The sequence below is a fragment of the Streptomyces sp. NBC_01013 genome (assembly GCF_045162765.1).
Classification (GTDB): Bacteria; Actinomycetota; Actinomycetes; order Streptomycetales; family Streptomycetaceae; genus Streptomyces.
In genome coordinates this window covers 1,976,721-2,000,594 of sequence record NZ_CP108687.1, presented here as the reverse complement: position 1 = coordinate 2,000,594, position 23,874 = coordinate 1,976,721, and the positions used below count along the sequence as shown (strand labels likewise).

17 protein-coding genes and 1 riboswitch are annotated in these 23,874 nt (G+C 72.1%); of the genes, 11 read left to right on the top strand and 6 right to left on the bottom strand.

Annotated features, from left to right (window positions below):
- Window positions 1-28 precede the first annotated feature (28 nt).
- The gene (locus OG538_RS08530) at window positions 29-1,321 is read right to left on the bottom strand and encodes a citrate/2-methylcitrate synthase (RefSeq protein ID WP_406091721.1); all 1,293 of its coding nucleotides are present in this window, start codon (window positions 1,319-1,321) and stop codon (window positions 29-31) included.
- Between the two features lie 149 nt (window positions 1,322-1,470).
- On the opposite strand from OG538_RS08530, the gene OG538_RS08525 reads away from it, so the two are divergent.
- Window positions 1,471-2,631, top strand: coding sequence for a citrate synthase (locus tag OG538_RS08525; protein ID WP_406091719.1), 1,161 nt, complete (start codon window positions 1,471-1,473; stop codon window positions 2,629-2,631).
- A 25-nt stretch (window positions 2,632-2,656) separates the two neighbouring features.
- Window positions 2,657-3,754 carry a CobW family GTP-binding protein gene (locus tag OG538_RS08520; RefSeq protein ID WP_406100027.1) on the top strand — a complete coding sequence of 366 codons (1,098 nt, stop codon included), beginning with the start codon at window positions 2,657-2,659 and terminating at the stop codon, window positions 3,752-3,754.
- 15 nt (window positions 3,755-3,769) lie between these two features.
- On the opposite strand, the gene OG538_RS08515 is transcribed toward OG538_RS08520, so the two are convergent.
- Window positions 3,770-6,220, bottom strand: a complete 2,451-nt coding sequence (locus tag OG538_RS08515; RefSeq protein ID WP_406091717.1) for a DNA topoisomerase (ATP-hydrolyzing) subunit A — start codon at window positions 6,218-6,220, stop codon at window positions 3,770-3,772.
- 247 nt (window positions 6,221-6,467) lie between these two features.
- Between OG538_RS08515 and OG538_RS08510 the strand changes: the two genes are divergently transcribed.
- From OG538_RS08510 to OG538_RS08495, 4 genes are all read left to right on the top strand, one after another.
- A complete protein-coding gene (locus tag OG538_RS08510) occupies window positions 6,468-7,841 on the top strand; it encodes a M16 family metallopeptidase (RefSeq protein WP_406091715.1) in 1,374 nt (457 codons plus the stop codon).
- A gap of 26 nt (window positions 7,842-7,867) precedes the next feature.
- A complete protein-coding gene (locus OG538_RS08505) occupies window positions 7,868-9,250 on the top strand; it encodes a M16 family metallopeptidase (RefSeq protein ID WP_406100026.1) in 1,383 nt (460 codons plus the stop codon).
- 215 nt (window positions 9,251-9,465) lie between these two features.
- Window positions 9,466-9,636: riboswitch (cyclic di-AMP (ydaO/yuaA leader) on the top strand.
- A gap of 12 nt (window positions 9,637-9,648) precedes the next feature.
- Window positions 9,649-10,464 carry a M23 family metallopeptidase gene (locus OG538_RS08500; RefSeq protein WP_406091713.1) on the top strand — a complete coding sequence of 272 codons (816 nt, stop codon included), beginning with the start codon at window positions 9,649-9,651 and terminating at the stop codon, window positions 10,462-10,464.
- 220 nt (window positions 10,465-10,684) lie between these two features.
- The gene (locus OG538_RS08495; RefSeq protein ID WP_406091711.1) at window positions 10,685-11,392 is read left to right on the top strand and encodes a GntR family transcriptional regulator; all 708 of its coding nucleotides are present in this window, start codon (window positions 10,685-10,687) and stop codon (window positions 11,390-11,392) included.
- 177 nt (window positions 11,393-11,569) lie between these two features.
- Here OG538_RS08495 and OG538_RS08490 read toward each other — a convergent pair whose 3' ends face one another.
- Entirely contained in the window at window positions 11,570-11,851 is a 282-nt protein-coding gene (locus tag OG538_RS08490) for an HPr family phosphocarrier protein (protein ID WP_406091709.1), read from the bottom strand.
- A 174-nt stretch (window positions 11,852-12,025) separates the two neighbouring features.
- Between OG538_RS08490 and OG538_RS08485 the strand changes: the two genes are divergently transcribed.
- The 4 genes from OG538_RS08485 to OG538_RS08470 all read left to right on the top strand — a co-directional run bounded on the left by OG538_RS08485 (window position 12,026) and on the right by OG538_RS08470 (window position 17,516).
- Entirely contained in the window at window positions 12,026-14,938 is a 2,913-nt protein-coding gene (locus tag OG538_RS08485; RefSeq protein ID WP_406091707.1) for a GNAT family N-acetyltransferase, read from the top strand.
- A gap of 82 nt (window positions 14,939-15,020) precedes the next feature.
- The gene (locus OG538_RS08480; RefSeq protein ID WP_406091705.1) at window positions 15,021-15,617 is read left to right on the top strand and encodes a DUF5998 family protein; all 597 of its coding nucleotides are present in this window, start codon (window positions 15,021-15,023) and stop codon (window positions 15,615-15,617) included.
- The gene (locus OG538_RS08475) at window positions 15,617-16,804 is read left to right on the top strand and encodes an alkaline phosphatase family protein (protein ID WP_406091703.1); all 1,188 of its coding nucleotides are present in this window, start codon (window positions 15,617-15,619) and stop codon (window positions 16,802-16,804) included. Before OG538_RS08480 ends, OG538_RS08475 begins: the two co-directional genes overlap by 1 nt.
- 61 nt (window positions 16,805-16,865) lie before the next feature.
- Window positions 16,866-17,516 (top strand): thymidine kinase, encoded by a 651-nt coding sequence (locus OG538_RS08470; protein WP_406091701.1) that lies wholly within the window; start codon window positions 16,866-16,868, stop codon window positions 17,514-17,516.
- 86 nt (window positions 17,517-17,602) lie between these two features.
- On the opposite strand, the gene OG538_RS08465 is transcribed toward OG538_RS08470, so the two are convergent.
- From OG538_RS08465 to OG538_RS08455, 3 genes are read right to left on the bottom strand one after another with little or no spacing between them, the layout of a single operon-like run.
- On the bottom strand, window positions 17,603-20,485 hold the full coding sequence (locus OG538_RS08465; protein ID WP_406091699.1) for a hypothetical protein: 2,883 nt from the start codon (window positions 20,483-20,485) through the stop codon (window positions 17,603-17,605).
- Window positions 20,486-20,488: 3 nt separating this feature from the next.
- Window positions 20,489-21,757: a hypothetical protein gene (locus tag OG538_RS08460; protein WP_406091697.1), complete on the bottom strand. Its 1,269-nt coding sequence runs from the start codon at window positions 21,755-21,757 to the stop codon at window positions 20,489-20,491.
- The gene (locus tag OG538_RS08455; protein ID WP_406091695.1) at window positions 21,757-23,145 is read right to left on the bottom strand and encodes a hypothetical protein; all 1,389 of its coding nucleotides are present in this window, start codon (window positions 23,143-23,145) and stop codon (window positions 21,757-21,759) included. Before OG538_RS08455 ends, OG538_RS08460 begins: the two co-directional genes overlap by 1 nt.
- A 125-nt stretch (window positions 23,146-23,270) precedes the next feature.
- Between OG538_RS08455 and OG538_RS08450 the strand changes: the two genes are divergently transcribed.
- Entirely contained in the window at window positions 23,271-23,696 is a 426-nt protein-coding gene (locus tag OG538_RS08450) for a hypothetical protein (RefSeq protein WP_406091693.1), read from the top strand.
- The last annotated feature ends 178 nt before the right edge of the window (window positions 23,697-23,874 follow it).

Below are 23,874 nucleotides of genomic sequence, written 5' to 3'. Positions count from 1 at the left end.
CGTCGCAATTTTGCGCCACAGGTAGCTTCTATTGCTGTAGGGCGACGGGCAGCGGCTGGGGCGGCTGGGGACCGGTGTACTGACCGCTGGGGCGCATCCGCAGCGGACGCTCCCCGTACTCCTCCAGCGCGTGGGCGATCCAGCCCGCCGTGCGGGAGATCGCGAACACGGTCTCGCCCGCCTCCACGGCCATGCCCGAGGAGACGGACAGCACGGCGAGCGCCAGATCGACGTTGGCGTGCAGGGGTGTGTGGCGGGCGGTCGTGGTGACGACGTCACGGGCGGCAGCCAGGGCGGGTGCGGCCCGCGGGACCTCGGCCAGCAGTTCGAACAGGACGCGGGCCCGAGGGTCCTCGCCGGAGTAGAGCCGGTGGCCGAGTCCCGGTACCCGCCGTCCGCTGCGCAGATGGTCCGCCACCACCGGAGCGGCCCCGCCCCGCTCCAGGACCTCGGCCAGCATGCGGTGCGCCAGCCCACTCGCGGCGCCGTGCAGCGGGCCCTCCAGCACGCCGAGGCCCGCCGAGACCACGGCGTACGGATGGGCGCGTGCGGAGGCGGCGACCCGCGCCGCCAAGGTGGAGGCGGCCAGATCGTGGTCGATCAGCAGTCCCAGCGCGGTGTCCAGCACGGCCAGTGACGCCTCGTCGGCCGGGCGGCCAGTGAGTTTCGGCCAGAGCTGACGCGCGAGGCAGGGCGGCGCGGCCTCTTCGGGGGCCTCCTCGCTGCCGTCCCCGGCGACCACCGGCAGTGCGGCAGCCAGGGTCGGGATCAGGCTTCGGGCACCCCCGAGCACCGCCTCGCGCGACAGGTCGAAACGGAGCGGATCGGCCGCCGCCGCTGCGACGACCGCGACCCGCAGCCGGTCGGTCGAGCCGCAGTGCGACGGCAGCGCGCCGACCGCCCGGCGAGCCGCAGCGAGCGCTTCGGCCGGAGCCGTGAAGCGGATGCCGGGCCGCAGCTCCCCGGTCCAGAGCCACTCCGCGACCTCCTCGTACGCGTGGCGCCGGGCCAGTTCCGAGGCGTCCACGCCACGGAAGTAGTACCGGTCGCTCTCGATGAGCGTGATGCCGGTGGGGAACGACAGGCCGCCGGCCGGGGCGGTGGGCTCCCTGCGTCCTGTGCGCCGGGCCAGGGCGTCGACCTCCGCCGCGTCGAACGTGCTTCCGCGTCCACCTGGTGCGCGGTTGCTGCTGAGCTGGCCCCGGCTCACGTAGGCGTACACCGTTTCCGGCTTCACGCCCAGGCGCTCCGCCGTCTCCCGCGTGGTCAGCCGCGGTGTCGAGGGCTCTCCGAATACGGCCGCGTCTGCTTGATCCGTCATGCTCTCCACCGTATCCATATTGATTGGATCAACATTGACAGAACTCAAGTCAAGCATGGACAGTCGAATCAATGCCACCGGGTCGCGGGAGTATCCAGGAAATGGGCGTCACCGGCAGGCCAGTCACCGAAATGTCCATGGAGGAAGCAATGACGACCACCACCGCCACCGCACCGCTCGATGTCCCCCGGGGCCTCGCGGGAGTCGTCGTCACCGATACCGCGCTCGGTGACGTCCGAGGCCGCGAGGGCTTCTACCACTACCGGCAGTACTCGGCGATCGAGCTCGCGCAGACACGCAGCTTCGAGGACGTCTGGTATCTGATGACCGAGGGCGAACTGCCCGGTGCGGCCGCCCGCGCCGACTTCGCCACCCGTACCGCCCAACTGCGCCGCCTGCCCTCCGAGGTCCGCGACGCCCTGCCCGCCATAGCTCGTGCGGGTGCCGCATCCGGCCCCCTCGCGGGCCTGCGCACGGCACTCTCCCTGCTCGGTGCCTCGGCCGGCTTCCAGCCGGTGTACGACATCGATGCGGACCGGCGCCGCGGCGACGCCCTGGCAGCGTGCGCCGCCGTCCCCACTGTGCTGACGGCCCTGCACCGGCTGGGCCGGGGGCTGGAGCCGGTGGAGCCGCGCGACGACCTGCCGTACGCGGCCAACTACCTCTACATGCTCACCGGTTCCGTACCCGGCGCCGGCCGGGTCAGGGCAGTCGAGCAGTATCTCATCTCCACCATCGACCACGGCTTCAACGCATCGACCTTCACCGGCCGGGTCGTGGCCTCCACCGGCGCGGACGTCGCCGCCTGCCTGGTGGCTGCCATCGGAGCGCTCTCCGGACCCCTGCACGGCGGAGCGCCCAGCCGCGCCCTCGACACCCTGGACGCCATCGGTACCCCCGACCGCATCGACGGATGGGTGCGTGAGCGAGTGCTCGCCGGCGACCGGATCATGGGCTTCGGTCACCCCGTCTACCGCACCGAGGACCCGCGTTCGCGCATGCTGCGGTCCATCGCGCTGGACTTCGGCGGGCCGCTCGTGGACTTCGCGGTCGAGGTGGAACGGCAGGTCGAGGCGATCCTCGCCGAGCTCAAGCCGGGGCGTGAGCTGCATACCAACGTGGAGTTCTACGCCGGGGTGGTCATGGAACTGTGCGGGCTGCCGCGCGAGATGTTCACCCCGACGTTCTGTGCCGCACGGGTCGTCGGCTGGAGCGCCAATATCCTGGAGCAGGCGGAGGACTCGAAGATCATCCGCCCGGCGGCCCGCTACGTCGGTCCGCACCCGCCGCAGCCGGTCCCGGCCGTCTGACACCGCAGGAAGGTCCCCGTTGAGCGTGCCGCCCCCGCCCCGTACCCGGCAGATCCCCGTCATCGTCCTCGCGGGATTCCTCGGATCCGGCAAGACGACACTGCTCAACCACCTCCTCCGCCATCGCGCGGGAAACCGCATCGGTGTGATCGTCAACGACTTCGGTTCCATCGAGATCGACGCCATGACCGTCTCCGGGCAGGTCGGCTCGACCGTCTCGCTGGGTGGCGGCTGTCTGTGCTGCGCGGTCGACGCCGGCGAGCTGGACACCTACCTGGAGACCCTGACCCGGCCCTCCTCGCGCCTCGACGTGATCGTCATCGAGGCCAGCGGCCTCGCGGAACCCCAGGAACTCGTACGGATGATCCTGGCCAGCGACAACCCGCACATCCTGTACGGGGGACTGGTCGAGGTCGTCGACGCAGCCGAGTTCGGCGCCACCCGGGAGCGCCACCCGGAGATCGTCCGCCATCTCGCCGTCGCCGACCTGGTCGTGCTGAACAAGACGGACCGGGCCGGCGAGGAGGAGCGGGCGCTCATCCATCGGGCCGTCGCGGCGACCGGCAGCGTGGCGGCCGTCGTTCCCACCACGTACGGGCGCGTCGCCCCGGAACTGCTCTTCGATCCGGCGCTGCGGCCCGACGGCGAGGAGAAGTCACGGCAGCTCACCTTCGAGGACCTGTACCTGGAGGAGCGGGCACGGGAGACGGGTGAGGAGCACGGGGGCCATCTGCACACGGCGTACGAGAGCGTCGACTTCACCTCCGACGTGCCGATGGACCCCCGCCGCCTGATGGAGTTCCTCGACTCCCGGCCCGTGGGCCTCTACCGGCTCAAGGGCTACGTCGACTTCGGCGCGGGCGATGCGGACCACGCGTACGCGGTGCACGCCGTCGGGAGGTTCCTGCGGTTCGCCCCCAGGCCCTGGGCCCGCGGCGAGCCGCGGCTGACCCAGCTCGTACTGATCGGCTCCGGCGTCGACGCACAGGCCCTCGGCAAGGAGCTGGAAGGCTGCCGCGCAGCGGGGGAGCCGGGTCCGGAAACGGCGCAGGACGCCGCACACGAGCGGGCCATGTGGGGCGTCCTGCGGTACGTGCGACAGCCCGGCGACGACGAGACGTGACGCCGGGCGAGCTGTCTACACGGGGCCGGCGATCACCGCGGCCGGGCTCTCCAGCGGCGTCCCCGAACCGTCGCGCCGCGGATCGGGCTCGGGCAGCGCGGCCGGTGTGCCGTCCTTCTTCGCGGCCCGGGCCGGCGTCGCCCCCGCCCAGGCGAACACCAGCACGTCCTCTCCCTTCAGGAACCGCTGGCAGCGGACCCCGCCGGTGGCCCGGCCCTTGCGCGGATACTGGTCGAACGGGGTGAGCTTGCAGGTCAGCACCGAATCGTCCAGCGTGCCGTGCGAGCCCGCGACCGTGAACACCATGGCGTCCGCCGCCGGATCCACCGCAGCGAAGGAGAGCACCTCCGTACCCTCCGCGAGCTTGACGCCCGCCATCCCCCCGGCCGGACGCCCCTGCGGACGCACCTGCGCCGCCGGGTATCGCAGCAGCTGTGCGTCGGAGGTGATGAAGACCAGGTCCTCCTCGCCGGTGCGCAGCTCCGCGGCGCCGACGATCCGGTCACCGGACTTGAGGGTGATGACCTCCAGCTCGTCCTTGTTGGCGGGGTAGTCGGGCACCACGCGCTTCACGACTCCCTGAAGGGTGCCGATCGCCAGCCCCGGCGAGGACTCGTCGAGCGTGGTGAGGCAGACGACCTCCTCGTCCGCCTCCAACGTGAGGAACTCCCCGACCATGGCCCCGCCCGACAGGTTGGGTGCCGCATGGGTGTCCGGCAGCTGGGGGAGGTCGATCACCGCGAGCCGCAACAACCGCCCGGTGGACGTCACCACACCGACGTCGCCACGCGCCGTGGCGGGCACCGCCGACACGATCACGTCGTGCTTGGCCCGCTTGGCGTCCTCGGCGAAGACGATCGGTTCGTCGTTGGCCGTACGCGCCAGCAGACCGGTCGAGGACAGCAGCACCCGGCACGGGTCGTCCGCCACCTCCAACGGCACCGACGCGACCTGCGAACCGGCCGACTCCAGCAGCACCGTGCGCCGGTCCGTACCGAACTTCTTGGCGACCACCGCGAGTTCCGTGGAGACGAGCTTGCGCAGCTCGGTGTCCGATTCGAGGATCGCCGTGAGCTCGGCGATCTCGGCGTCGAGCCGGTCGCGCTCGCTCTCCAGCTCGATCCGGTCGAACCGGGTCAGCCGGCGCAGCGGAGTGTCGAGGATGTACTGGGTCTGGATCTCGCTCAGCGAGAAGTGCTCGATGAGCCGCTCCTTGGCCTGAGCCGAGTTGTCGCTGGAGCGGATGAGGCGGATGACCTCGTCGATGTCGATCAGGGCGATCAGAAGGCCCTCGACCAGGTGCAGCCGGTTGCGGCGCTTGGTCCGGCGGAACTCGCTGCGCCGGCGCACCACGTCGAAGCGGTGGTCGAGGTAGACCTCCAGAAGCTCCTTGAGGCCCAGCGTGAGCGGCTGCCCGTCGACCAGCGCGACGTTGTTGATGCCGAAGGACTCCTCCATCGGCGTCAGCTTGTAGAGCTGCTCAAGAACGGCTTCGGGGACGAAGCCGTTCTTGATCTCGATCACCAGACGCAGTCCGTGCGAGCGGTCGGTGAGGTCCTTGACGTCGGCGATGCCCTGGAGCTTCTTCGCCGAGACCAGGTCCTTGATCTTGGCGATCACCTTCTCCGGACCCACGGTGAACGGCAGTTCGGTGACGACCAGGCCCTTGCGGCGCGGGGTGACGTTCTCCACGGCGACGGTGGCGCGGATCTTGAACGAGCCGCGGCCGGCCGCGTACGCGTCCTTGATGCCACCGAGGCCCACGATCCGGCCGCCGGTCGGCAGGTCGGGACCGGGGACGAACCGCATCAGGGTCTCCAGGTCCGCGCCCGGATGCTTGATGAGATGGCGGGCGGCGGCGATGACCTCGCCCAGATTGTGCGGCGGCATGTTCGTCGCCATGCCCACGGCGATCCCGGTCGCCCCGTTGACCAGGAGGTTCGGATAGGCGGCCGGGAGAACGACCGGCTCCTGTTCCTGGCCGTCGTAGTTCGACTGGAAGGCGACGGTGTCCTCGTCGATCGACTCCGTCATCAGCGACGTCGCGTCGGCCATCCGGCACTCGGTGTACCGCATGGCGGCCGGGGGGTCGTCATTGCCGAGCGAGCCGAAGTTCCCGTGCCCGTCGACGAGGGGGAGCCGCATGGAGAACGGCTGTGCCATCCGCACCAGGGCGTCGTAGATCGACGCGTCGCCGTGCGGGTGCAACTTACCCATGACCTCGCCGACCACGCGGGCGCACTTCACGAAGCCGCGGTCCGGGCGCAGGCCCATCTCGTTCATCTGGTAGACGATGCGGCGGTGCACCGGCTTCATGCCGTCACGGGCGTCCGGCAGGGCCCGTGAGTAGATCACCGAGTACGCGTACTCGAGGAAGGAGCCCTGCATTTCGTCGACGACGTCGATGTCGAGGATCTTCTCCTCGAAGTCGACCGGCGGCGGGGTCTTCGTGCTGCGGCGGGCCATCGCTGCTGCGACTCCTTCACGGATTCTGTTCGGGCAACCTCAGGTTCTGACGCGCACCATTGTGGACCGCCCCACTGACAACCCGGACCTCGACCCGTCCCAAAGGGCGTTCTCCACCCGTCCCGAGGCGGTCGGAACCCTCTTTCCCGCTAACTTTCGCGGCACGGGAACTTCGCCAGGTGTCGGTGCGCTTGCTTACAGTGGCAGGTCTCGCAGTAAAACCAGTATCGCGATCGAAGGGACGTACATGCCCATGGGTCACACGGCCACAGCCCAGGCCGGCTCCGGCGGCTTGACAGCGACCGAGCACCGTCTGGCCAACGGCCTGCGCGTGGTGCTCTCCGAGGACCATCTGACCCCGGTCGCCGCGGTGTGCCTCTGGTACGACGTCGGTTCGCGCCACGAGGTCAAGGGACGCACCGGTCTGGCTCACCTCTTCGAGCACCTGATGTTCCAGGGCTCCGGCCAGGTCAAGGGGAACGGACACTTCGAACTGGTGCAGGGCGCCGGCGGCTCCCTCAACGGGACCACCAGCTTCGAGCGGACCAACTACTTCGAGACGATGCCGACGCACCAGCTGGAGCTGGCCCTGTGGCTCGAGGCCGACCGGATGGGCTCGCTGCTCGCCGCGCTCGACGAGGAGTCGATGGAGAACCAGCGCGACGTCGTCAAGAACGAGCGCCGCCAGCGCTACGACAACGTCCCGTACGGGACCGCGTTCGAGAGGCTGACAGCCCTCGCCTACCCGGAGGGCCATCCGTACCACCACACCCCGATCGGTTCGATGGCCGACCTCGACGCCGCAACGCTCGAGGACGCGCGGACCTTCTTCCGTACGTACTACGCGCCCAACAACGCGGTGCTCTCGGTCGTCGGTGACATCGACCCCGAGCAGACGCTCGCCTGGATCGAGAAGTACTTCGGCACCATCCCCTCGCACGACGGCAAGCAGCCGCCGCGCGACGGGGCACTGCCCGAGATCATCGGCGGCCAGCTGCGCGAGGAGGTCCGCGAGGAGGTCCCGGCGCGTGCGCTGATGGCCGCCTACCGGCTGCCGCACGACGGCACCCGCGAGTGCGACGCGGCGGACCTCGCGCTGACCGTGCTGGGCGGCGGCGAGTCGTCCCGGCTGCACAACCGCCTGGTCCGCCGCGACCGGACGGCCGTCGCGGCCGGATTCGGGTTGCTGCGGCTCGCGGGTGCGCCCTCGCTCGGCTGGCTGGACGTCAAGACGTCCGGTGGTGTCGAGGTGGCGCAGATCGAGACCGCGGTCGACGAGGAGCTTGCCCGGTTCGCCGAGGAGGGCCCCACGCCCGAGGAAATGGAGCGGGCCCAGGCCCAGTTGGAGCGCGAGTGGCTGGACCGTCTGGGTACCGTCTCGGGCCGCGCCGACGAACTGTGCCGGTTCGCCGTGCTGTTCGGTGACCCGCAGCTCGCCCTGACCGCCGTGCACCGGGTGCTCGACGTGACCGCCGAGGAGGTCAAGGCGGCTGCCAGGGCCCAGTTGCGGCCCGACAACCGGGCGGTGCTGGTCTACGAGCCCCTCGAGCCCGCCGAGTCCGCCGAAGAGGCGGACGAGGCCGCCACCGACACCGACGCGCACGAAGGAGCGGACAAGTGACCGACGCTGCCGCGACTGGAGTTTCGATGGAGTACCACCCGCAGCCCGCCCCCGGTGTGGCCAGGCCCTGGGCCTTTCCCGCACCCGAGCGCGGCTCCCTGCCCAACGGCCTCACGGTGCTGCGCTGCCACCGCCCCGGCCAGCAGGTCGTCGCCGTCGAGATCTTCCTCGACGCACCGCTGGACGCCGAGCCCGAGGGCCTGGACGGAGTCGCCACGATCATGTCGCGCGCCCTGTCCGAGGGCACCGACAAGCGCAGCGCCGAGGAGTTCGCCGCCGAGCTGGAGCGCTGCGGCGCCACTCTGGACGCCCACGCCGACCATCCCGGTGTCCGGGTCTCCCTGGAGGTTCCGGCCTCCCGGCTGGCCAAGGCGCTCGGCCTGGTCGCCGAGGCGCTGCGGGCGCCGGCCTTCGCCGAGAGCGAGATCGAGCGACTGGTGGGCAACCGGCTGGACGAGATCCCGCACGAGCAGGCCAATCCGGCCAGGCGCGCCGCCAAGCAGCTCTCCAAGGAGCTCTTCCCCGCCACGGCCCGTATGTCGCGCCCCCGGCAGGGCACCGAGGAGACCGTGGCCCGGATCGACTCCGCGGCCGTGCGCGCCTTCTACGACGCCCACGTCCGCCCGTCCACCGCGACGGCCGTGGTCGTGGGGGACCTCACGGGCATCGAGCTGGACGCGCTGCTCGCCGACACCGTCGGCGACTGGTCGGGCAACACCGCTGAGCCCCGCCCCGTCCCGCCGATCACCGCCGACGACGCGGGCCGCGTGGTGATCGTCGACCGCCCCGGCGCGGTGCAGACGCAGCTGCTGATCGGCCGGATCGGCGCCGACCGGCACGACAGCGTCTGGCCGGCCCAGGTGCTGGGCACGTACTGCCTGGGCGGCACGCTCACCTCCCGGCTCGACCGGGTGCTGCGCGAGGAGAAGGGCTACACCTACGGTGTGCGGGCCTTCGGTCAGGTGCTGCGCTCCTCCGCCCCGGACTCCGCCTCCGGGGCGACGGGCGCCGCGATGCTCGCCATCAGCGGTTCCGTGGACACGGAGTCCACCGGCCCGGCGCTGGAGGACCTGTGGAAGGTCCTGCGGACCCTGGCGGCCGAAGGGCTGACGGACGCCGAGCGCGAGACGGCCGTGCAGAACCTCGTGGGTGTCGCCCCGCTGAAGTTCGAGACGGCGGCCTCCGTCGCGGGCACCCTCGCCGACCAGGTGGAGCAGCATCTCCCGGACGACTACCAGGCGCAGCTCTACGCGCGCCTCGCCGACACCGGCACGGTGGAAGCGACGGCGGCCGTGGTCAACGCCTTCCCGGAGGACCGTCTGGTGACGGTCCTGGTGGGGGACGCCGCGCAGATCGCCGACCCGGTCCGGGCACTCGGCATCGGTGAGGTGTCGGTCGTCACCGGCTGAGCCGGCAGATATTTCGGCTGGTACCGAGGCAATCGGAAGGCCCTGGCGGAGCAGTCTCCGCCAGGGCCTTCCGCTTTGTCTGCTTTATGGGGGAGGTTGCCTGTCTGCCCTGTGGGATGCGCTACAAAGCGCCCTGTCCGTTTGGTGGGGGGAAGCGCCCCCGTCTAGCGTCGGCTCGGCTGTCCGCCACTCGTATGCCGCATCCGTGACGTACCGGGCAGTCATCGCCGAGTCCCCGTCAGGCGCGAGCCTGGGGAGCCGGGGACCCATGAAGTCCCTGGGGTGAATCGGACGCCCGCGTGCCTCCCACGAGGCCGGGGAATCCGTAGGAGACCTTCCTGCTCCGAACCCGTCAGCTAACCCGGTAGGCGAGAAGGAAGGAAAGGACCAGCCACTTCATGGCGTTCACCCGTGCCACCGGGAAGCACCGTGCCCCGAACCGTCTGACGCGCAGCGGCGCGAAGGCCGTCGGCATCGCGACCCTGGCCACCACCGGTGTCATCGGTGGACTGGCTTCCCCGGCCCTCGCCGCCGAATCCGGCACTCCCGCCGTCAGCGACACCGGCCTCACCCAGGTCATCGCCATCGAGGACACCCTCGCCGACCGGATCGACGCGCAGGCGGACGCACAGCAGCACCAGGCCGACGTCGCCGCGAAGAAGGCCGAGGCCGCGGCCAAGAAGAAGGCCGAGGCGAAGAAGCAGGCGGAGGCCAAGGCTGCCGCGAAGGCGAAGGCCGCCGCCCGCGCCGAGGAGGCCCGCGAGAGCGCCGCCCGCGCCGCCCGCGCCGCCGAGCGCGCCCGGCTCGGCTCCTTCCAGCTCCCCGTCGCCGGTTCGTACGTGAGCACCGGATACAAGTCCAGTGGCTCGCTCTGGTCCTCCGGCAGTCACTCCGGCATCGACTTCCACGCCGCGTCCGGCAGCTCCGTCGTGGCCGTCGGCGCCGGCACGGTCGTCGAGGCCGGCTGGGGCGGGGCGTACGGCAACAACATCGTGCTGCGGATGACGGACGGTACGTACACCCAGTACGGCCACCTCTCCTCGATCGGCGTGTCCGTCGGCCAGACCGTCGCAGCCGGCGGGCAGATCGGCCTCTCCGGCTCCACCGGCAACTCGACCGGCCCGCACCTCCACTTCGAGGCCCGCACCACGCCCTCGTACGGCTCCGACATGGACCCGGTCGCCTACCTGCGCGCGCACGGCCTCTCCGTCTGACCGACCGCAGGACCCCTCGGTGAAGGCCCCGGCGTCACGCCGGGGCCTTCGTCGTGTCCGCGTGCCGCACCGGTCCGCACCGGCCGTGCGGGAACGGCCGGGGACCAAAAGATATTCATGAATTTCCACCCGCCGTCGGAAATGCGACCGCATTGCAATAGAGTCGCAGGACAGGCGTCGATCGGCCGCGTTTCGCGGGGATTAAGGCGGAGGTTCGGACATGCGCATTCCGGCGCATTCGGTATGCACGGCAATCCGTGAAGACATCGTCTCGGGTGTCTTCGAACGCGGCAGCCGACTCACCGAGGAGGTGCTCGCGCGCCGTTACGGGGTCTCCCGCGTCCCGGTGCGGGAAGCGCTGCGCACCCTGGAATCCGAGGGGTTCGTGGTCACCCGCAGGCACGCCGGAGCCTGCGTCGCCGAGCCGACCGAGCAGGAGGCCGCCGACCTCCTGGAGGTCCGGATGCTCCTGGAGCCCCTGGGTGCGGCCCGGGCCGCGCACCGCCGTACGGATGCCCACCTCAAGGTGCTGCGCGGCCTGGTCAGGCTCGGTCAGGAGCGTGCCCGCAGGGGGGAGGGCGACGACCTGCGCTCCCTGGGTGGCTGGTTCCACGAGACGCTCGCGCAGGCCTCCGGCAGTCCCGGCCTGATTGCGATGCTCACCCAGCTCCGGCACAAGACCGCCTGGATGTACGCGGTCGAGCAGCCGGCCCGTCCGGCCGATTCGTGGGCCGAGCACGGAGCGATCGTGGACGCCGTGGCGCGCGGCGACGCGGACCGGGCGAGGGCCCTGACCGCCCAGCACGCCGAGCGGGCCATTGCCGAATACCGGCTGCGCCGCCCCGGCCGTCCGGCGGCCGCGGTCTCCCGCCCCGGGCGGGTGAGGACTTCGCAACATGCCGTAAACACCCCGAGCGGCCGGCATTAACAATTGCGCCGTATACAAAGAACCGGCATTTCGGAGGGCCTTCTTTCCGCTGCCCTAATTCGCCGCTGTGGATTGATTTACGCGGCCCGTGCTTCTGCCTGAACAAAAAGAGCCGCGGCCCCCGTCAAGGGTGCCGCGGCTCTTTCGCGGGAAATGCGCAGCCGTGATCCGGCGGGATCAGACGGTCTCCGGGAGCTCGTCGAGCCCCTCGGCGACCAGCTTGGACAGGCGGTCCAGGGCGGCCTCGGCGTTGTCGGCGTCCGAGGCGAGGATGATCTCCTCGCCACCCTCCGCGCCGAGCCCGAGCACCGCGAGCATGGAGGCCGCGTTCACCGGGTTGCCGTCGGCCTTGGCGATGGTCACGGGCACGCCGGAGGCCATGGCGGCACGGACGAAGATGGAAGCGGGGCGGGCGTGCAGGCCCTCGGCCCAACCGACGTTGACGCGGCGCTCAGCCATGGTTCTGCCCTTCACGAATCAATGGTTGTCTAGACCAGTCTCTCATGCAGTGCGCGATGCTCCGGGCCGACCCGCAGGCCCTTCTCCGCCCGCGTCCCACCGTCTCCCGGCCACCCTCAGACTGCCCCGGACCCAGTCCCCACGCGACCGCTGACGGAGCCGTAGGCTTTGCCCATGCAGCCCTCTCCGGAGCAGAGTCCGCATCACGCCTACCCCGATCACTGGGAGGCGGACGTGGTGCTCCGCGACGGCGGCACGGCGCGCATCAGGCCCATCACCACGGACGACGCCGACCGGCTGGTCAGCTTCTACGAGCAGGTCTCCGACGAGTCGAAGTACTACCGCTTCTTCGCCCCCTACCCCCGGCTCTCCGCCAAGGACGTCCGCCGCTTCACCCATCACGACTACGTCGACCGGGTGGGTCTGGCGGTCACTGTGGGCGGTGAATTCATCGCCACCGTCCGCTACGACCGGATCAACGCCCAGGGCCGGCCCGCCTCGGCCCCGGCCGACGAGGCCGAGGTCGCCTTCCTCGTCCAGGACGCGCATCAGGGGCGCGGAGTCGCCTCGGCCCTGCTCGAACACATCGCGGCCGTCGCCCGTGAACGCGGCATCCGGCGCTTCGCCGCCGAGGTGCTGCCCGCCAACAACAAGATGATCAAGGTGTTCCGGGACGCCGGGTACACCCAGCAACGCAGCTTCGAGGACGGCTCCGTTCATCTGACCCTGGACCTCGAACCGACCGCCGAATCCCTGGCCGTCCAGCGCGCCCGGGAACACCGGGCGGAGGCCCGCTCCGTGCAGCGGCTGCTCGCCCCGGGCTCCGTCGCCGTCATCGGCGCGGGCCGAACCCCCGGCGGCGTGGGCCGCACGGTCCTGCGCAACCTGCTGGGCGCCGGCTTCACGGGCCGCACCTACGCCGTGAACAGCGCTTTCGCCGCCGATCAGGCCACGATCGACGGCGTGCCCGCCCACCGCTCCCTCGGCGAGATCGGCGAACCCGTCGATCTCGCAGTCGTCGCCGTACCCGCCGGCCGGGTGCCGGAAGCCGTCGCGGACTGCGGGGAACACGGCGTCCAGGGACTCGTCGTCCTGTCCGCGGGCTACGCCGAGTGGGGCGCCGAAGGCCGCGAGCGCCAGCGCGAACTGGTGCGCCAGGCACGCTCGTACGGCATGCGGATCATCGGTCCCAACGCCTTCGGCATCATCAACAACTCCGAGGCGGTCAGGCTCAACGCCTCCCTCGCACCCGAACGGCCCGCCTCCGGGCGCATCGGCCTGTTCACCCAGTCCGGTGCGATCGGCATCGCGCTGCTCTCCGGCCTCTACCGGCGCGGCGCGGGGCTCTCCACCTTCATCTCGGCCGGCAACCGCGCCGACATCTCCGGCAACGACTTCCTGCAGTACTGGTACGAGGACCCGGACACCGACGTTGCCCTGCTGTACCTGGAGTCGCTCGGCAACCCCCGCAAGTTCACCCGTCTCGCCCGGCGGACCGCGGCCGTGAAGCCGGTGGTGGTCGTGAAGGGCGCCCGGCACAGCGGTTCCGCGCCGCCCGGCCACGCGGTCCCCGCCAGCCGGATCCCGGACGCGACCGTCTCCGCGCTGATGCGGCAGGCGGGCGTGATCCGCGTCGACACGGTGACGGAGATGGTCGACGCGGGCCTGCTCCTGGCCGACCAGCCGCTCCCCGCCGGCGGACGGGTCGCGATCCTCGGCAACTCGGAGTCCCTCGGGCTGCTCACGTACGACGCCTGCCTGGCGGAGGGGCTGCGCCCGCGCCCGCCCATCGACCTCACCACGGCCGCCACTCCGCAGGACTTCAGGGGCGCGCTGGCCGAGGCGCTTGCCGACGACGGCTGCGACGCGGTCGTCGTGACAGCGATCCCGTGGGTGGGCGAGAACGGCGAGGCGGAGTCGGGCGACGGGGAGGTGCTGGCCACCGCCCTGCACGCGGCAGCCGCCGCCGGTCCGGCCAAGCCGGTGGCCGTGGTCCATGTGGAGATCGGCGGCCTCGCGGAGGCCCTGGCCGCCGCGACGAGCACGGTGGCGCAACAGCGTCCGGCCCCGATGCCGCCGGGCGCCGCGGTGGCGGGGCGCCCCGCCACCGCGGCCCCGTCACCGCCGGGTGGGCAGGGTTCCGGGGCGACGGGCCAGGAAGCCGCCCCCGCCCCCGATGGCACGGCCGGCCCCGGGGCCCCCCGTGCCACAGGCCGGATCCCGGCCTACCCCGCCGCCGAACGCGCGGTCCGGGCGCTCGCCGAAGCCGTGCGGTACGCCCAGTGGCGACGCCAGGCCGCCGTACCCGGAAAGGTGCCCGAGTTTCTCGACGACACCATCGACGGACCGGCCGCGGGCGCCCTCATCGCCACCCTGCTCGGCCGGAACCCCGATCCGCGCGGCAGGCCCCTCGACCACGACGAGGCCCGCGAACTGCTGGCCTGTTACGGGATCACCGTCCGGCCCACCCTCCCGGCCCCCGGCCCCGAGGAGGCCGTGGCCGCGGCGGCCCGGCTCGGCTACCCGGTGGCGCTGAAGACGACCGCACCCCATCTGCGTCACCGGGCCGACCTGGGAGGAGTCCGCCTGGACCTCGACGGGGAGGCCGCGCTGCGCCGGGCGTACGGCGAACTGACCGACCTGCTCGGCAAGCCCGCAGAGCTCCGGCCCGTCGTGCAGTCGATGGCCCCGCGCGGCGTCGACACCGTCGTGCGGGCCACCATCGACCCGGCGGCCGGAGCCGTCCTCTCCTTCGGCCTGGCCGGCGCGCCCTCCGAACTCCTCGGCGACACCGCGCACCGCCTGGTGCCCGCCACCGATCGCGACGCCGCCGACCTGATCCGGTCCATCCGGGCGGCCCCGGTCCTCTTCGGCTGGCGTGGTTCGACGCCGGTGGACACGGGCGCACTGGAGGAACTGCTGCTGCGGGTGTCGCGGCTGGTGGACGACCACCCCGAGGTGGTCTCCATCGCCCTGGAACCGGTCGTGGTCGCCACCCACGGGCTGACCGTCCTCGGGGCGAGCGTCCGCCTCGCGCCGCCCCCCGCCCGAACCGACCTCGGCCCCCGCCGCCTGTCCAACTACTGACCCGTGCCGCGTCCCGTCCCCCATCCGGCGGGGGGCGGCAGGACGTCCCCGGCAGCCACCAGCCCCCCGTAGGATGGTGCGTATGGCTAAGACCGGTACGACGACCCAGGGGCTGCGCGCGGCGATCGAGCGCAGCGGCTACTACCCGGCCCTCGTGGCCGAGGCGGTGGAGGCCGCCGTGGGCGGTGAGCCGGTCGCTTCGTACCTGGTGCACCAGGAGACGACCTTCGACTCCAACGAGGTGCGCAGGCACGTCACGGTGCTGGTGCTCACCGACACCCGCTTCATCGTCAGCCACACCGACGAGCAGAACGCCGACACCAGCTCCCCGACGCCGTACGCGACCACCTCCACCGAGTCGGTCAAGCTCGACCGGATCTCCTCGGTCGTGGTCAGCCGCGTCGTGGCCAACCCGGAGAAGTACGTCCCGGGCACGCTGCCCCGTGAGGTCGTCCTGACGATCGGCTGGGGAGCGGTCTCCCGGATCGACCTGGAGCCCGCCGCCTGCGGTGACCCCAACTGCGAGGCCGACCACGGCTACACCGGCAGCTCCACCGCCGACGATCTGAGCCTGCGGGTCAGCGAGGCCGGCGACGGCCCCGACACCGTGCGTCAGACCCTCGCGTTCGCCCAGGCACTCTCCGAGGCGACGGCCGTCATCGCGGCGGCCGGGCGCTGATGGCCCAGTCCGCCTGGCAGGACCCGGTGCTGCTGCCCGTCGACACGGCTCCCGTCCCGGAGTACGGCAGCGGCTCGCTCGCCGACCTGCTGCCCACCCTCGTCGCGGGCCAGGGCGTCCCCGGTTTCACCGCGGCGATCCCCGAGCTCACCCCCGCCGACCGCAACTGCGTCTTCCTCATCGACGGTCTCGGCTGGGAGCAGATCAAGGCGCACCCGGACGAGGCGCCGTTCCTGCACTCCCTCCTGCCCACGTCCCGTGGCGGCACGGGACGCCCGGTCACGGCGGGGTTCCCGGCCACCACCGCGACGTCGCTGGCCTCGGTCGGCACCGGTCTCCCGCCGGGCGAGCACGGCCTGCCCGGCTACACGGCCCGCAACCCGGAGACCGGCGAGCTGATGAACCAGCTCCGCTGGAAGCCGTGGACACCGCCGAAGGCCTGGCAGCCGTATCCCACCGTCTTCCAGCTGGCCGACGCCGCCGGAGTACGTACCGCCCAGGTCTCCGCCCCCGCCTTCGAGCAGACCCCGCTGACCAAGGTCGCGCTCAGCGGCGGCTCGTTCCTCGGCCGGCTCACCGGTGAGGAACGCATGGACGTCGCCGCCGAACGGCTGGCCGCCGGTGACCGGTCCCTCGTCTACACCTACTACAGCGAGGTCGACGGCAAGGGGCACCGCTTCGGCGTCGACTCCGACGCCTGGCGGGGGCAGCTGATGTACGTCGACGGGCTCGCCCGACGCCTTGCCGAGCAGCTCCCGCCTCGTTCGGCGCTGTACATCACCGCCGACCACGGAATGATCGACATCCCGTTCGACGAACAGTCCCGGATCGACTTCGACGAGGACTGGGAACTGCGCGCGGGCGTCGCCCTGCTCGGCGGCGAGGGCCGCGCCCGTCACGTCTACGCCGTGCCCGGCGCCGAGGCCGATGTGCTGACGGTCTGGCGCGAGGTGCTCGGCGAACAGTTCTGGGTGGCCGGCCGTGACGAGGCCGTCGAGGCCGGCTGGTTCGGCCCGCGGATCGACGAGCGGGTGCTCGGCAGGATCGGCGACGTGGTCGCGGCGGCCCACGACGACGTGGTGATCACAGCGTCCGTCAACGAGCCGCACGAGTCCGCGATGGTCGGCATGCACGGCTCGATGACGCCCGTCGAGCAGCTCGTCCCGCTCCTCGAAGTACGTACCTAGCCCCGGCCGTACCAGCCCCTCCACCACCCTCCAGCCCGTCCCGAAAGGTGCTCAACCCCTCATGCCCGAGCTTGTGTTCTTCTCCGGAACGATGGACTGCGGAAAGAGCACACTTGCGCTACAGCGAATCCACAATCGAGCGGCGCGGGGTCTGCAGGGTGTGATCTTCACGCGCGACGACCGGGCGGGGGAGGGAAAGCTTTCTTCGCGGCTCGGTCTGGTGACGGATGCTGTGGAGGCGGCGCCGGGGATGGACCTGTACGCCTACGTCGTGGGCCGGATGTCGCAGGGCGACAGGGTCGACTACCTGGTCGTGGACGAGGCGCAGTTCCTGGCGTCGGAGCAGGTCGACCAGCTCGCGCGGGTCGTGGACGACCTTGGCCTCGACGTTTTCGCCTTCGGCATCACGACCGACTTCCGGGCCAGGCTCTTCCCGGGCTCGCAGCGGCTGATCGAGCTGGCGGACCGGATAGAGGCGCTCCAGGTGGAGGCGATGTGCTGGTGCGGGGCGCGTGCCACGCACAATGCCCGAACCGTGGGCGGCGTGATGGTGATGGAAGGTGAGCAGGTCGTCGTCGGCGATGTGAACCGCCTTGCCGCGGACGTCGGCTACGAGGTGCTGTGCCGGCGTCACCACCGCCGCCGCATGACGAGCGCTGCCGCGCATGCCGGCGCGCTCTCGCCGGACGTCCTGCCGATCGCCCCCGCCTGAGTCCCGGACCTTTCCGTCGTACCGGTTCCCGGCGGGACTCCCCGGCCGCGGCGCAGGTCGGCGTCGCCGCGCCGTCTCGCTCGCGGTCACACGACGATGCAGGTCAGGGCCGCCCACAGCAGGGGCGAGTGCTCGATCCTGCCGCCCGCACGCCAGCGGTCGAGTTGCTCGCGCTGCCAGCGGCCGAGCCGGTGAACGGGGTCGAGGTGCTCGTGGGCGGTGTCGACCGCGGTGATCGCCTCCGACAGGGGGCGGAGGGACTCGGGCAGACCGGCCAGGCGGTGGAACGCGAAGCTGGTCGGCAGGACCCAGCGGGTGGCGGTGACCAGTTCGGCACCGTTGTGCAGCATGGCCGTGGCCAGGCCGAACGACTCGGCGAACCGCAGATCGCCGCCGCTCTCGCAGCCGATCAGAGCGACACGCGGTGGCGCGGGCCAGATCAGCGCCCCCGGTTCCCCGTCCGCTCGCACGGGAAGCGTGCCCAGCAGGAGGTCCTTGGCCGACAGCGGGCGGTGGGTGCGCACCGGCTCGGTCAGGCCGGCGCTGTCCGGGCCGCAGCACAGATGGAGGGTGCCGTCCTCGCTCTGCCCGCCCTCGACGGGTGCCCCGCTGACGTGCCCGACGTACATCAGCCGGCGTGCCCCTGCGCGGAGCACGCCGCTCAGCCAGTCCCGGTCCAGATCGGTCCGGCGGAACGCCTCCGCCGGGGCGCCGAGGGACGGCTCGACGGCGCCCGCGTCGAGACGGTCCTGGACCAGCGACAGCAGCTCCGGATCCGAGCCGGGCGGTCCCAGGACCGAACCGAGCGGGGAGTCGGCGCGGAATCCCGGCACCCGGGGGTCGAGGACGAGGACGACCGGGCCGGTGTCCCGCGCCGGACGGCCGGCGGTGTTCTGTCGTCGCAGTGACGTCGGCGCGGTGGTCACCACGTCCGCCAGATCGATGAGTCGGACATCGCCCTCGTCGACGGCCAGCAGTTCCCAGGGGACCTGGGCGACCCGGGGCGAGGGCTGGATGCGTACCAGCGGGCGGCCCGCACGCTCGGACACGCGGCGTATCTGCGTCGTCAGCTCCTGCGGCCACAGTGCCCCGGCGAGCGTGTGCGCGAGGCGGTGCTCGGTGTCGTGTCCGGCCAGCGCGCCCGTGGTGAGCGCCCGGCGCAAGGCCTCCGCACCCTGTCCCGCCCCAGGCAGCGCGTGGGCCAACTCGGCCACTGCACGGTCGACTTCGGCGGCGGGCCCCTGGCCGGTGCCGAACCCCTGAGCGCCACCGGCCCATGTCCAGGTCATGAACAGGTCACCGGCGTCGGCCAGCCGGATCTGGACCACCGGGCGGCTCGTCAGCTCGTCGGTGGTCCAGAACGGCACCTCGTCCTCGTCCACGATGCGACGCCGGTAGCGGAACTCGGCTGCCGCAATGTACTCCTGGAGCGCGACCCGGCCGGATTCCGACGACATCCGCACCTTCGGCGGCGGCGCGACGCGCAGGCCCGCGGAGGCGGCCGCCTCGGCTGCCGCACCGTCCAGCGTCATCGCACCGCCGTCGGTGCAGCCGTGCACCTTCCTGCCCGCGTCCGGAAAGAGGGCCGTGCCCCCGGGGGACGCGGCGGAGGCCGACGGACCGCCCCGGGCCAGTGCCGCGCCCGCACACCGGTGTTCCACCAGTTCGAAGAGGAGCCCTTGGTCCTGGCGGCGTGCGGCGAGGCGGAAGGCCAACCGCATGGCGTCGTCGGCCAGTTCCAGCCATTGGCTGCGCGCGTGGGCGGTGACGAAGTCGTGGCGTGCGGCGGCCAGGGTCAGTGCGGCCGGGACGGCGAGGGAGAGCGCGTGGTCGATGGACCGGGGCTCGTGGTCGCCGTGGTCGGTCCGGTTCAGGTGGTCCTCGAGGGTTCGGGCGAGCAGGAGGTCGACCTGGGCGCACCGCTCGTGGATCTCGCGTGCCTGGTAGACATCGCGGGCATCCTGGGCCAGCCGCTTCATCGCCTCGATGTCGCCCCGCTCGTACGAGTGCTGGGCGCCGAGCAGCATGGCGTCGGCGGCGGCGACCGCGGCGCCGAGTTGCGCGAACCGCTCCAGGCTCGCCGCGATGAGCTCGCTCGCTCCCGCGGTGTCGCCGCGCTGGGCGGCGATGAAGCTCCGGGACTGCTCGCAGACCGCCAGTTCGCCGGACCTGCGCTGTTCCTCGAAGAACGCGGACGCCTCGGCGAGCAGGCGCTCCGCGCGGTCCAGTTCGCCCCGGCGTATCGCGATGCCCGCCCGGTGCACGAGCAGTGTCTGCTGCTCACCGGTGTCCCCCAACGCCCGGAAGGCGTCGTCCGCCCGGGCGAGGCAGTCCTCGGCCTCGTCGAACCGGCCGGTCGCGGAGCAGATCACGCCGAGCGAGGTCAGCAGGCGTGGCACGGTCTCCGCAGCGGTCGCCGCAGTGGTGGACAGCAGGAGGGCGGCCTGCTCCTCGGCTGCTCCCCACTCGCCCCGGTCCATCAGCAGGAGCATCCGGCCCAGGCCGATCTCGGAGCCGCGCAGTCCGTCGGGATCATCGAATTCGGGCAGTCGGGCCGTCGCCTCGTCGAGGCGTGCCAGGGCCTGGTCCAGACGTCCCGTCCTGCGCAGCAGGTCGGATCCGGCTAGCAGTGTCCGCAGGAGGATTTCCAGCCACAGTTGCCGCCCGTGCGGCCCCATCGGCGCCGACGCGATGCCGTCGAGCAGGGCGCGAGCACGGTGGACGGTTTCCTCGGCTCCGGGAAAGTCCGAGGCGTCCAGGAGGACGCTCGTGAAATCGGTCAGCAGGTGCGCGCGCAGGAACCGTACGTCGGGGGAGTCCTCCAGGGACTCGGCCAGGGCGAGCAGCTCCTCGTAGACGGCGTACGCGGTCTCGTAGTCCGCAGCCATGTGATGCTCGTGGGCCAGGGCGAAGCCGCTGTCGAACGGGTCTCCGTACAGGTGTACCGGTGCGTCGCTCTCGTCCGTCATCCGTCAGTAGTCCTCACTGGTGGCAGTGGCGGCGACGATCTCGGCGAGGAAGGGCCCGGAGAAGGTCTCGGACTCCTGGGGCCGAAGGGCGTCGGCCAGCCGGCGCCGGGCCAGGGCGCGGATCGCGTCGCGGTCGTCGCGGCCGCCGAGGCCGGGGCCCGGGTCGAAGCCGGGCAGCAGGACACCGACCTCGACGAGCGGCGGCGTCGGCGTGAGTGGCAGGGTCCGGACCGGAGTCGGGCCGGGGGTGAGATCCAGAGTTGCCCGGCCGACCCACAGGTCGTCCCGTCTGGCCAGGGGCACCCGGTGCGGGCGACCGCCGTTCACCTGGATCTCCGCGACGAGGGACGCGGCGGCGGCGGGCGCCGCCTCGTGCGCGACGGCCTCGATCTCGATCTGCCGCTGTGCGCCGAGAGCGCGTGCGGTCCAGGACACCGCGTCCTCGGCGGCGTCGACGAACCCGGGCGGGTAGCGACGCCAGTCGTTGGTCCCCGTGCCCCGGGCGATCACCCGGCCGCCGGGGGTGGGGGCAACGCCGGCCGCGAGGGCGTAGCCGTCCTGACGGGCGAACCGCGCGCCGGGGCCGGGCCTGGTGCCGGTCGAACGCCGCGCGTCGAGGGCCGCGCGGAGCCGGCGCAGCTGGGGCCCATCCAGCCCGGCGCAGTCCGCCGCGTCGTCGACCATCCGCAGGACGCTCTCCAAGTGACGCTTCAGATCCGCCGGTTGCGCTGCCGAGCGCCACCAGTCGGTCAGTGCGTCGAGGGCGGCCCAGTGCTCCTTGATCAGTTCGGCCGCGCAGTCGTCGGGCTGGTCCTCGAAGTCGTCGAACAACTGCTGGCATCGGTGGGTCAGAGCAGCCAACTCCAGTCCGAGCACGTCCGCTTCGAGCATCGCGATCCCGTCCGCGTACGACGCCGGCCACCACCGGGCAGCCCAGTGCCCGAAGCCGAGCCGGGCAGCGGCGCCGGCACAATCCGTCGGGCACGCCGTCACCCGTACCGAGGGCGGCTCGTCCGCCGCGGCGCACGCGTGCACTGCCGCGGCGACGCGCTCGCCGTAGACCGCCCACAGCCACTGCTGCGCCCGCCGGACGTCGTACACCTCGGCCACCGGCAGGGTCGCCGGGCCCGCGAGGACGGGCCAGAACAGCACCGCTCCCGAGACGTCGAGGACCGCCCGGGTGAAGTCGGGTCCGGCAAAAGGCCCGGCGGTGATCCGGATCGTACCGTCCCCGTCCCGGCCGACATCGACCTCCGTCCCCGGCCCCGCCATCACGCGCTCCCCGGCTCGGCCGCAGCCACGGCGGCCGACGCCGTCCCAGGCGTCGCCGACAGCGCGCGCAGCGCCGACCGGACCCTGGCGCGGTGATCCATCATCACCGAGCGCGCGACCCCGTCGAGCACCGCCCAGGCCGACGCGACTTCCCCCAGCGGTGCGTCGCGGACATCCCGCCCGTGCAGCCGTACCCACAGGCGCCGCATGTAGGCCGCCCAAGGAGTACGGAGGTCCTGGGCGAGGGCCTCCAGGGCACCGCCGTCCGGATCGGGGCGGGGAGAGACGGTCATCCTGCGGGCACGCAGGACCGAAGCCTCCCGGCGCCAGCGGCTGTTGACGGCCCGGTGGGCCGAGGTCCGCCCCTGCGCGCCTTCCCCGGTGCCCAGGGGATCGAGGCCGACCGCGAGCCGCCCACCGAGGACGACGGTGACGCGCAGGCTCTCGTCGTACAGGCCGAGCGGAGCGCAACTGCGGCCGACCTCCCGCCCGACGAGCTCCGGCAGCGCCGGCAGTTCCTCGCGCCGGGCTGACGACTGCAGGACCAGGAAGAGGCGCTCGAAGAGCGTGCGGTCCAGCGGCGCGGCAAGCGTCGCGGTCGAGGCGCCCCGGCCGACCCCCGGGCACGCCGGCACCTGCCGTGCGGTCAGTCCCAGGTGCGAGGGCTGGTCCGTACCGCCCCAGACCCCGGCGGCGAGCGCCCACAGGGCCCGGCCGTACGCCCTCCCGTCCTCGGCCTCGATCATGGACAGGTACGCCGGGGATCTTCCCGGCTGCCCCGGCGCCCCGCACAGCTCCAGGACCTCGGCCGCCCGCACCACTGCCGAGGCCACGTCCGAGGCCGGAACCGTTCGACGGCTCTCCCACGCGGCCGTCAGCTCCTGGTCGAGGCGGGCGCGCCGTACAGGGTCCGCCAGATGCTTCTTCAGCGCCTCGACCGTGCGTCCGCCGTCCGCGTCCGCCACGTCCTCGACGACGGCCCGGGCCACCGCTTCCGCACCGGCCGAGGGCGCGCCGTGCTGGGTCGCCAGTTCGAAGCACCGTTGGAAGTAGAGATCCTGGGGGTGGCCCGCCACGACGCCCAGAGCCCTGCGGGCCTTCTTGAGGAGCGTGAACCACTGCGCCGTCGCCACGAGACGAGTGCTGGACCCCCTGATCAGCGCGGCGAGACGGTCGGCCTCGGCGGGGTCCAGGAAGTCCACCCCGAGTTCGGGACGCAGAGCGGGCCTGACGACCAGCGGCAGCACGATCAGCTTGACCGTCCGGGTCAGCGGCGCCCCAGCGGGCCCGCTCAGCGCCTCAAGCCCCGGTCCGAGGTCCCGCCAGGCCTGTTCGATGACCATGGCGCGCGGTCGGGGCTCACCGGTCGGCTGGCTCGGGGGCGGCATGGGGGGAGCGTACGTCGTCCACGAACAGGCGGGCGAACCTGGGATCGGTAGGGGACACGGCCCTCCTAGCCTTCCCCTCGTGCACTGCACCGGGCATCCGTTCATCACCACAAGGAGCAGCAGTCATGGGAATCTTCGGGAAGCGGGGCAAGAACCGCGAGGAGCGGGCCGCCGAGATCGCCGGCAAGGTGGCGAGTGGCAAGGGCTTCTACGGGCGCACCACGCGCGCGTTCCTCGGCGCGGAGGACTTCGCCAAGGTCCAGCACTCGATCGGTGCGTACCAGTCCAGCCACGACGTCCAGCAGTTGCTCGCCACGGGGGCGCCGACCACCCCCGCCCTTGTCGAGTCGATCAGCGACACCGGACGGCTCGTCAACTTCGACCCGATCGTCGATCTGGTCCTCCAGCCGGCCGGAACCACCGGACGGATCACCCTGCGGACCATCGTCTCCAAGCTGCGTATCCCCCGCGCCGGCGACCAGGTACTGCTGATCGCCGACCCCGCCCGCCCGGGTGGCTACCTCTACGCCGGGGACGGCGTGACCCCGTGACGTCGCCATCGCCGTACGAGGAATCGGCGGACGAACACCACCTGCCTTCCACTGGCGGCCGGGAGCTGGAGGGCCGCGACCGACAGGCCGCCGGTCCGGAAGTTCGCGGTGACGTCGACGACGCCAGGAACCACCTTCGGGACCGGCCGCGCCCGGAGCCCCGCCACGGCCGGCAGCG

Excerpts from the sequence above, each read along its gene's own strand:
- OG538_RS08475 (WP_406091703.1), top strand. The coding sequence starts at position 15,617 with ATGGCCCAGTCCGCCTGGCAGGACCCGGTGCTGCTGCCCGTCGACACG.
- OG538_RS08495 (WP_406091711.1), top strand. The coding sequence starts at position 10,685 with ATGCGCATTCCGGCGCATTCGGTATGCACGGCAATCCGTGAAGACATC.
- OG538_RS08510 (WP_406091715.1), top strand. The coding sequence starts at position 6,468 with ATGCCCATGGGTCACACGGCCACAGCCCAGGCCGGCTCCGGCGGCTTG.
- OG538_RS08460 (WP_406091697.1), bottom strand. The coding sequence starts at position 21,757 with ATGGCGGGGCCGGGGACGGAGGTCGATGTCGGCCGGGACGGGGACGGT.
- OG538_RS08470 (WP_406091701.1), top strand. The coding sequence starts at position 16,866 with ATGCCCGAGCTTGTGTTCTTCTCCGGAACGATGGACTGCGGAAAGAGC.
- OG538_RS08485 (WP_406091707.1), top strand. The coding sequence starts at position 12,026 with ATGCAGCCCTCTCCGGAGCAGAGTCCGCATCACGCCTACCCCGATCAC.
- OG538_RS08450 (WP_406091693.1), top strand. The coding sequence starts at position 23,271 with ATGGGAATCTTCGGGAAGCGGGGCAAGAACCGCGAGGAGCGGGCCGCC.
- OG538_RS08530 (WP_406091721.1), bottom strand. The coding sequence starts at position 1,321 with ATGACGGATCAAGCAGACGCGGCCGTATTCGGAGAGCCCTCGACACCG.
- OG538_RS08465 (WP_406091699.1), bottom strand. The coding sequence starts at position 20,485 with ATGACGGACGAGAGCGACGCACCGGTACACCTGTACGGAGACCCGTTC.
- OG538_RS08500 (WP_406091713.1), top strand. The coding sequence starts at position 9,649 with ATGGCGTTCACCCGTGCCACCGGGAAGCACCGTGCCCCGAACCGTCTG.
- OG538_RS08525 (WP_406091719.1), top strand. The coding sequence starts at position 1,471 with ATGACGACCACCACCGCCACCGCACCGCTCGATGTCCCCCGGGGCCTC.
- OG538_RS08515 (WP_406091717.1), bottom strand. The coding sequence starts at position 6,220 with ATGGCCCGCCGCAGCACGAAGACCCCGCCGCCGGTCGACTTCGAGGAG.
- OG538_RS08455 (WP_406091695.1), bottom strand. The coding sequence starts at position 23,145 with ATGCCGCCCCCGAGCCAGCCGACCGGTGAGCCCCGACCGCGCGCCATG.
- OG538_RS08505 (WP_406100026.1), top strand. The coding sequence starts at position 7,868 with ATGGAGTACCACCCGCAGCCCGCCCCCGGTGTGGCCAGGCCCTGGGCC.
- OG538_RS08480 (WP_406091705.1), top strand. The coding sequence starts at position 15,021 with ATGGCTAAGACCGGTACGACGACCCAGGGGCTGCGCGCGGCGATCGAG.
- OG538_RS08490 (WP_406091709.1), bottom strand. The coding sequence starts at position 11,851 with ATGGCTGAGCGCCGCGTCAACGTCGGTTGGGCCGAGGGCCTGCACGCC.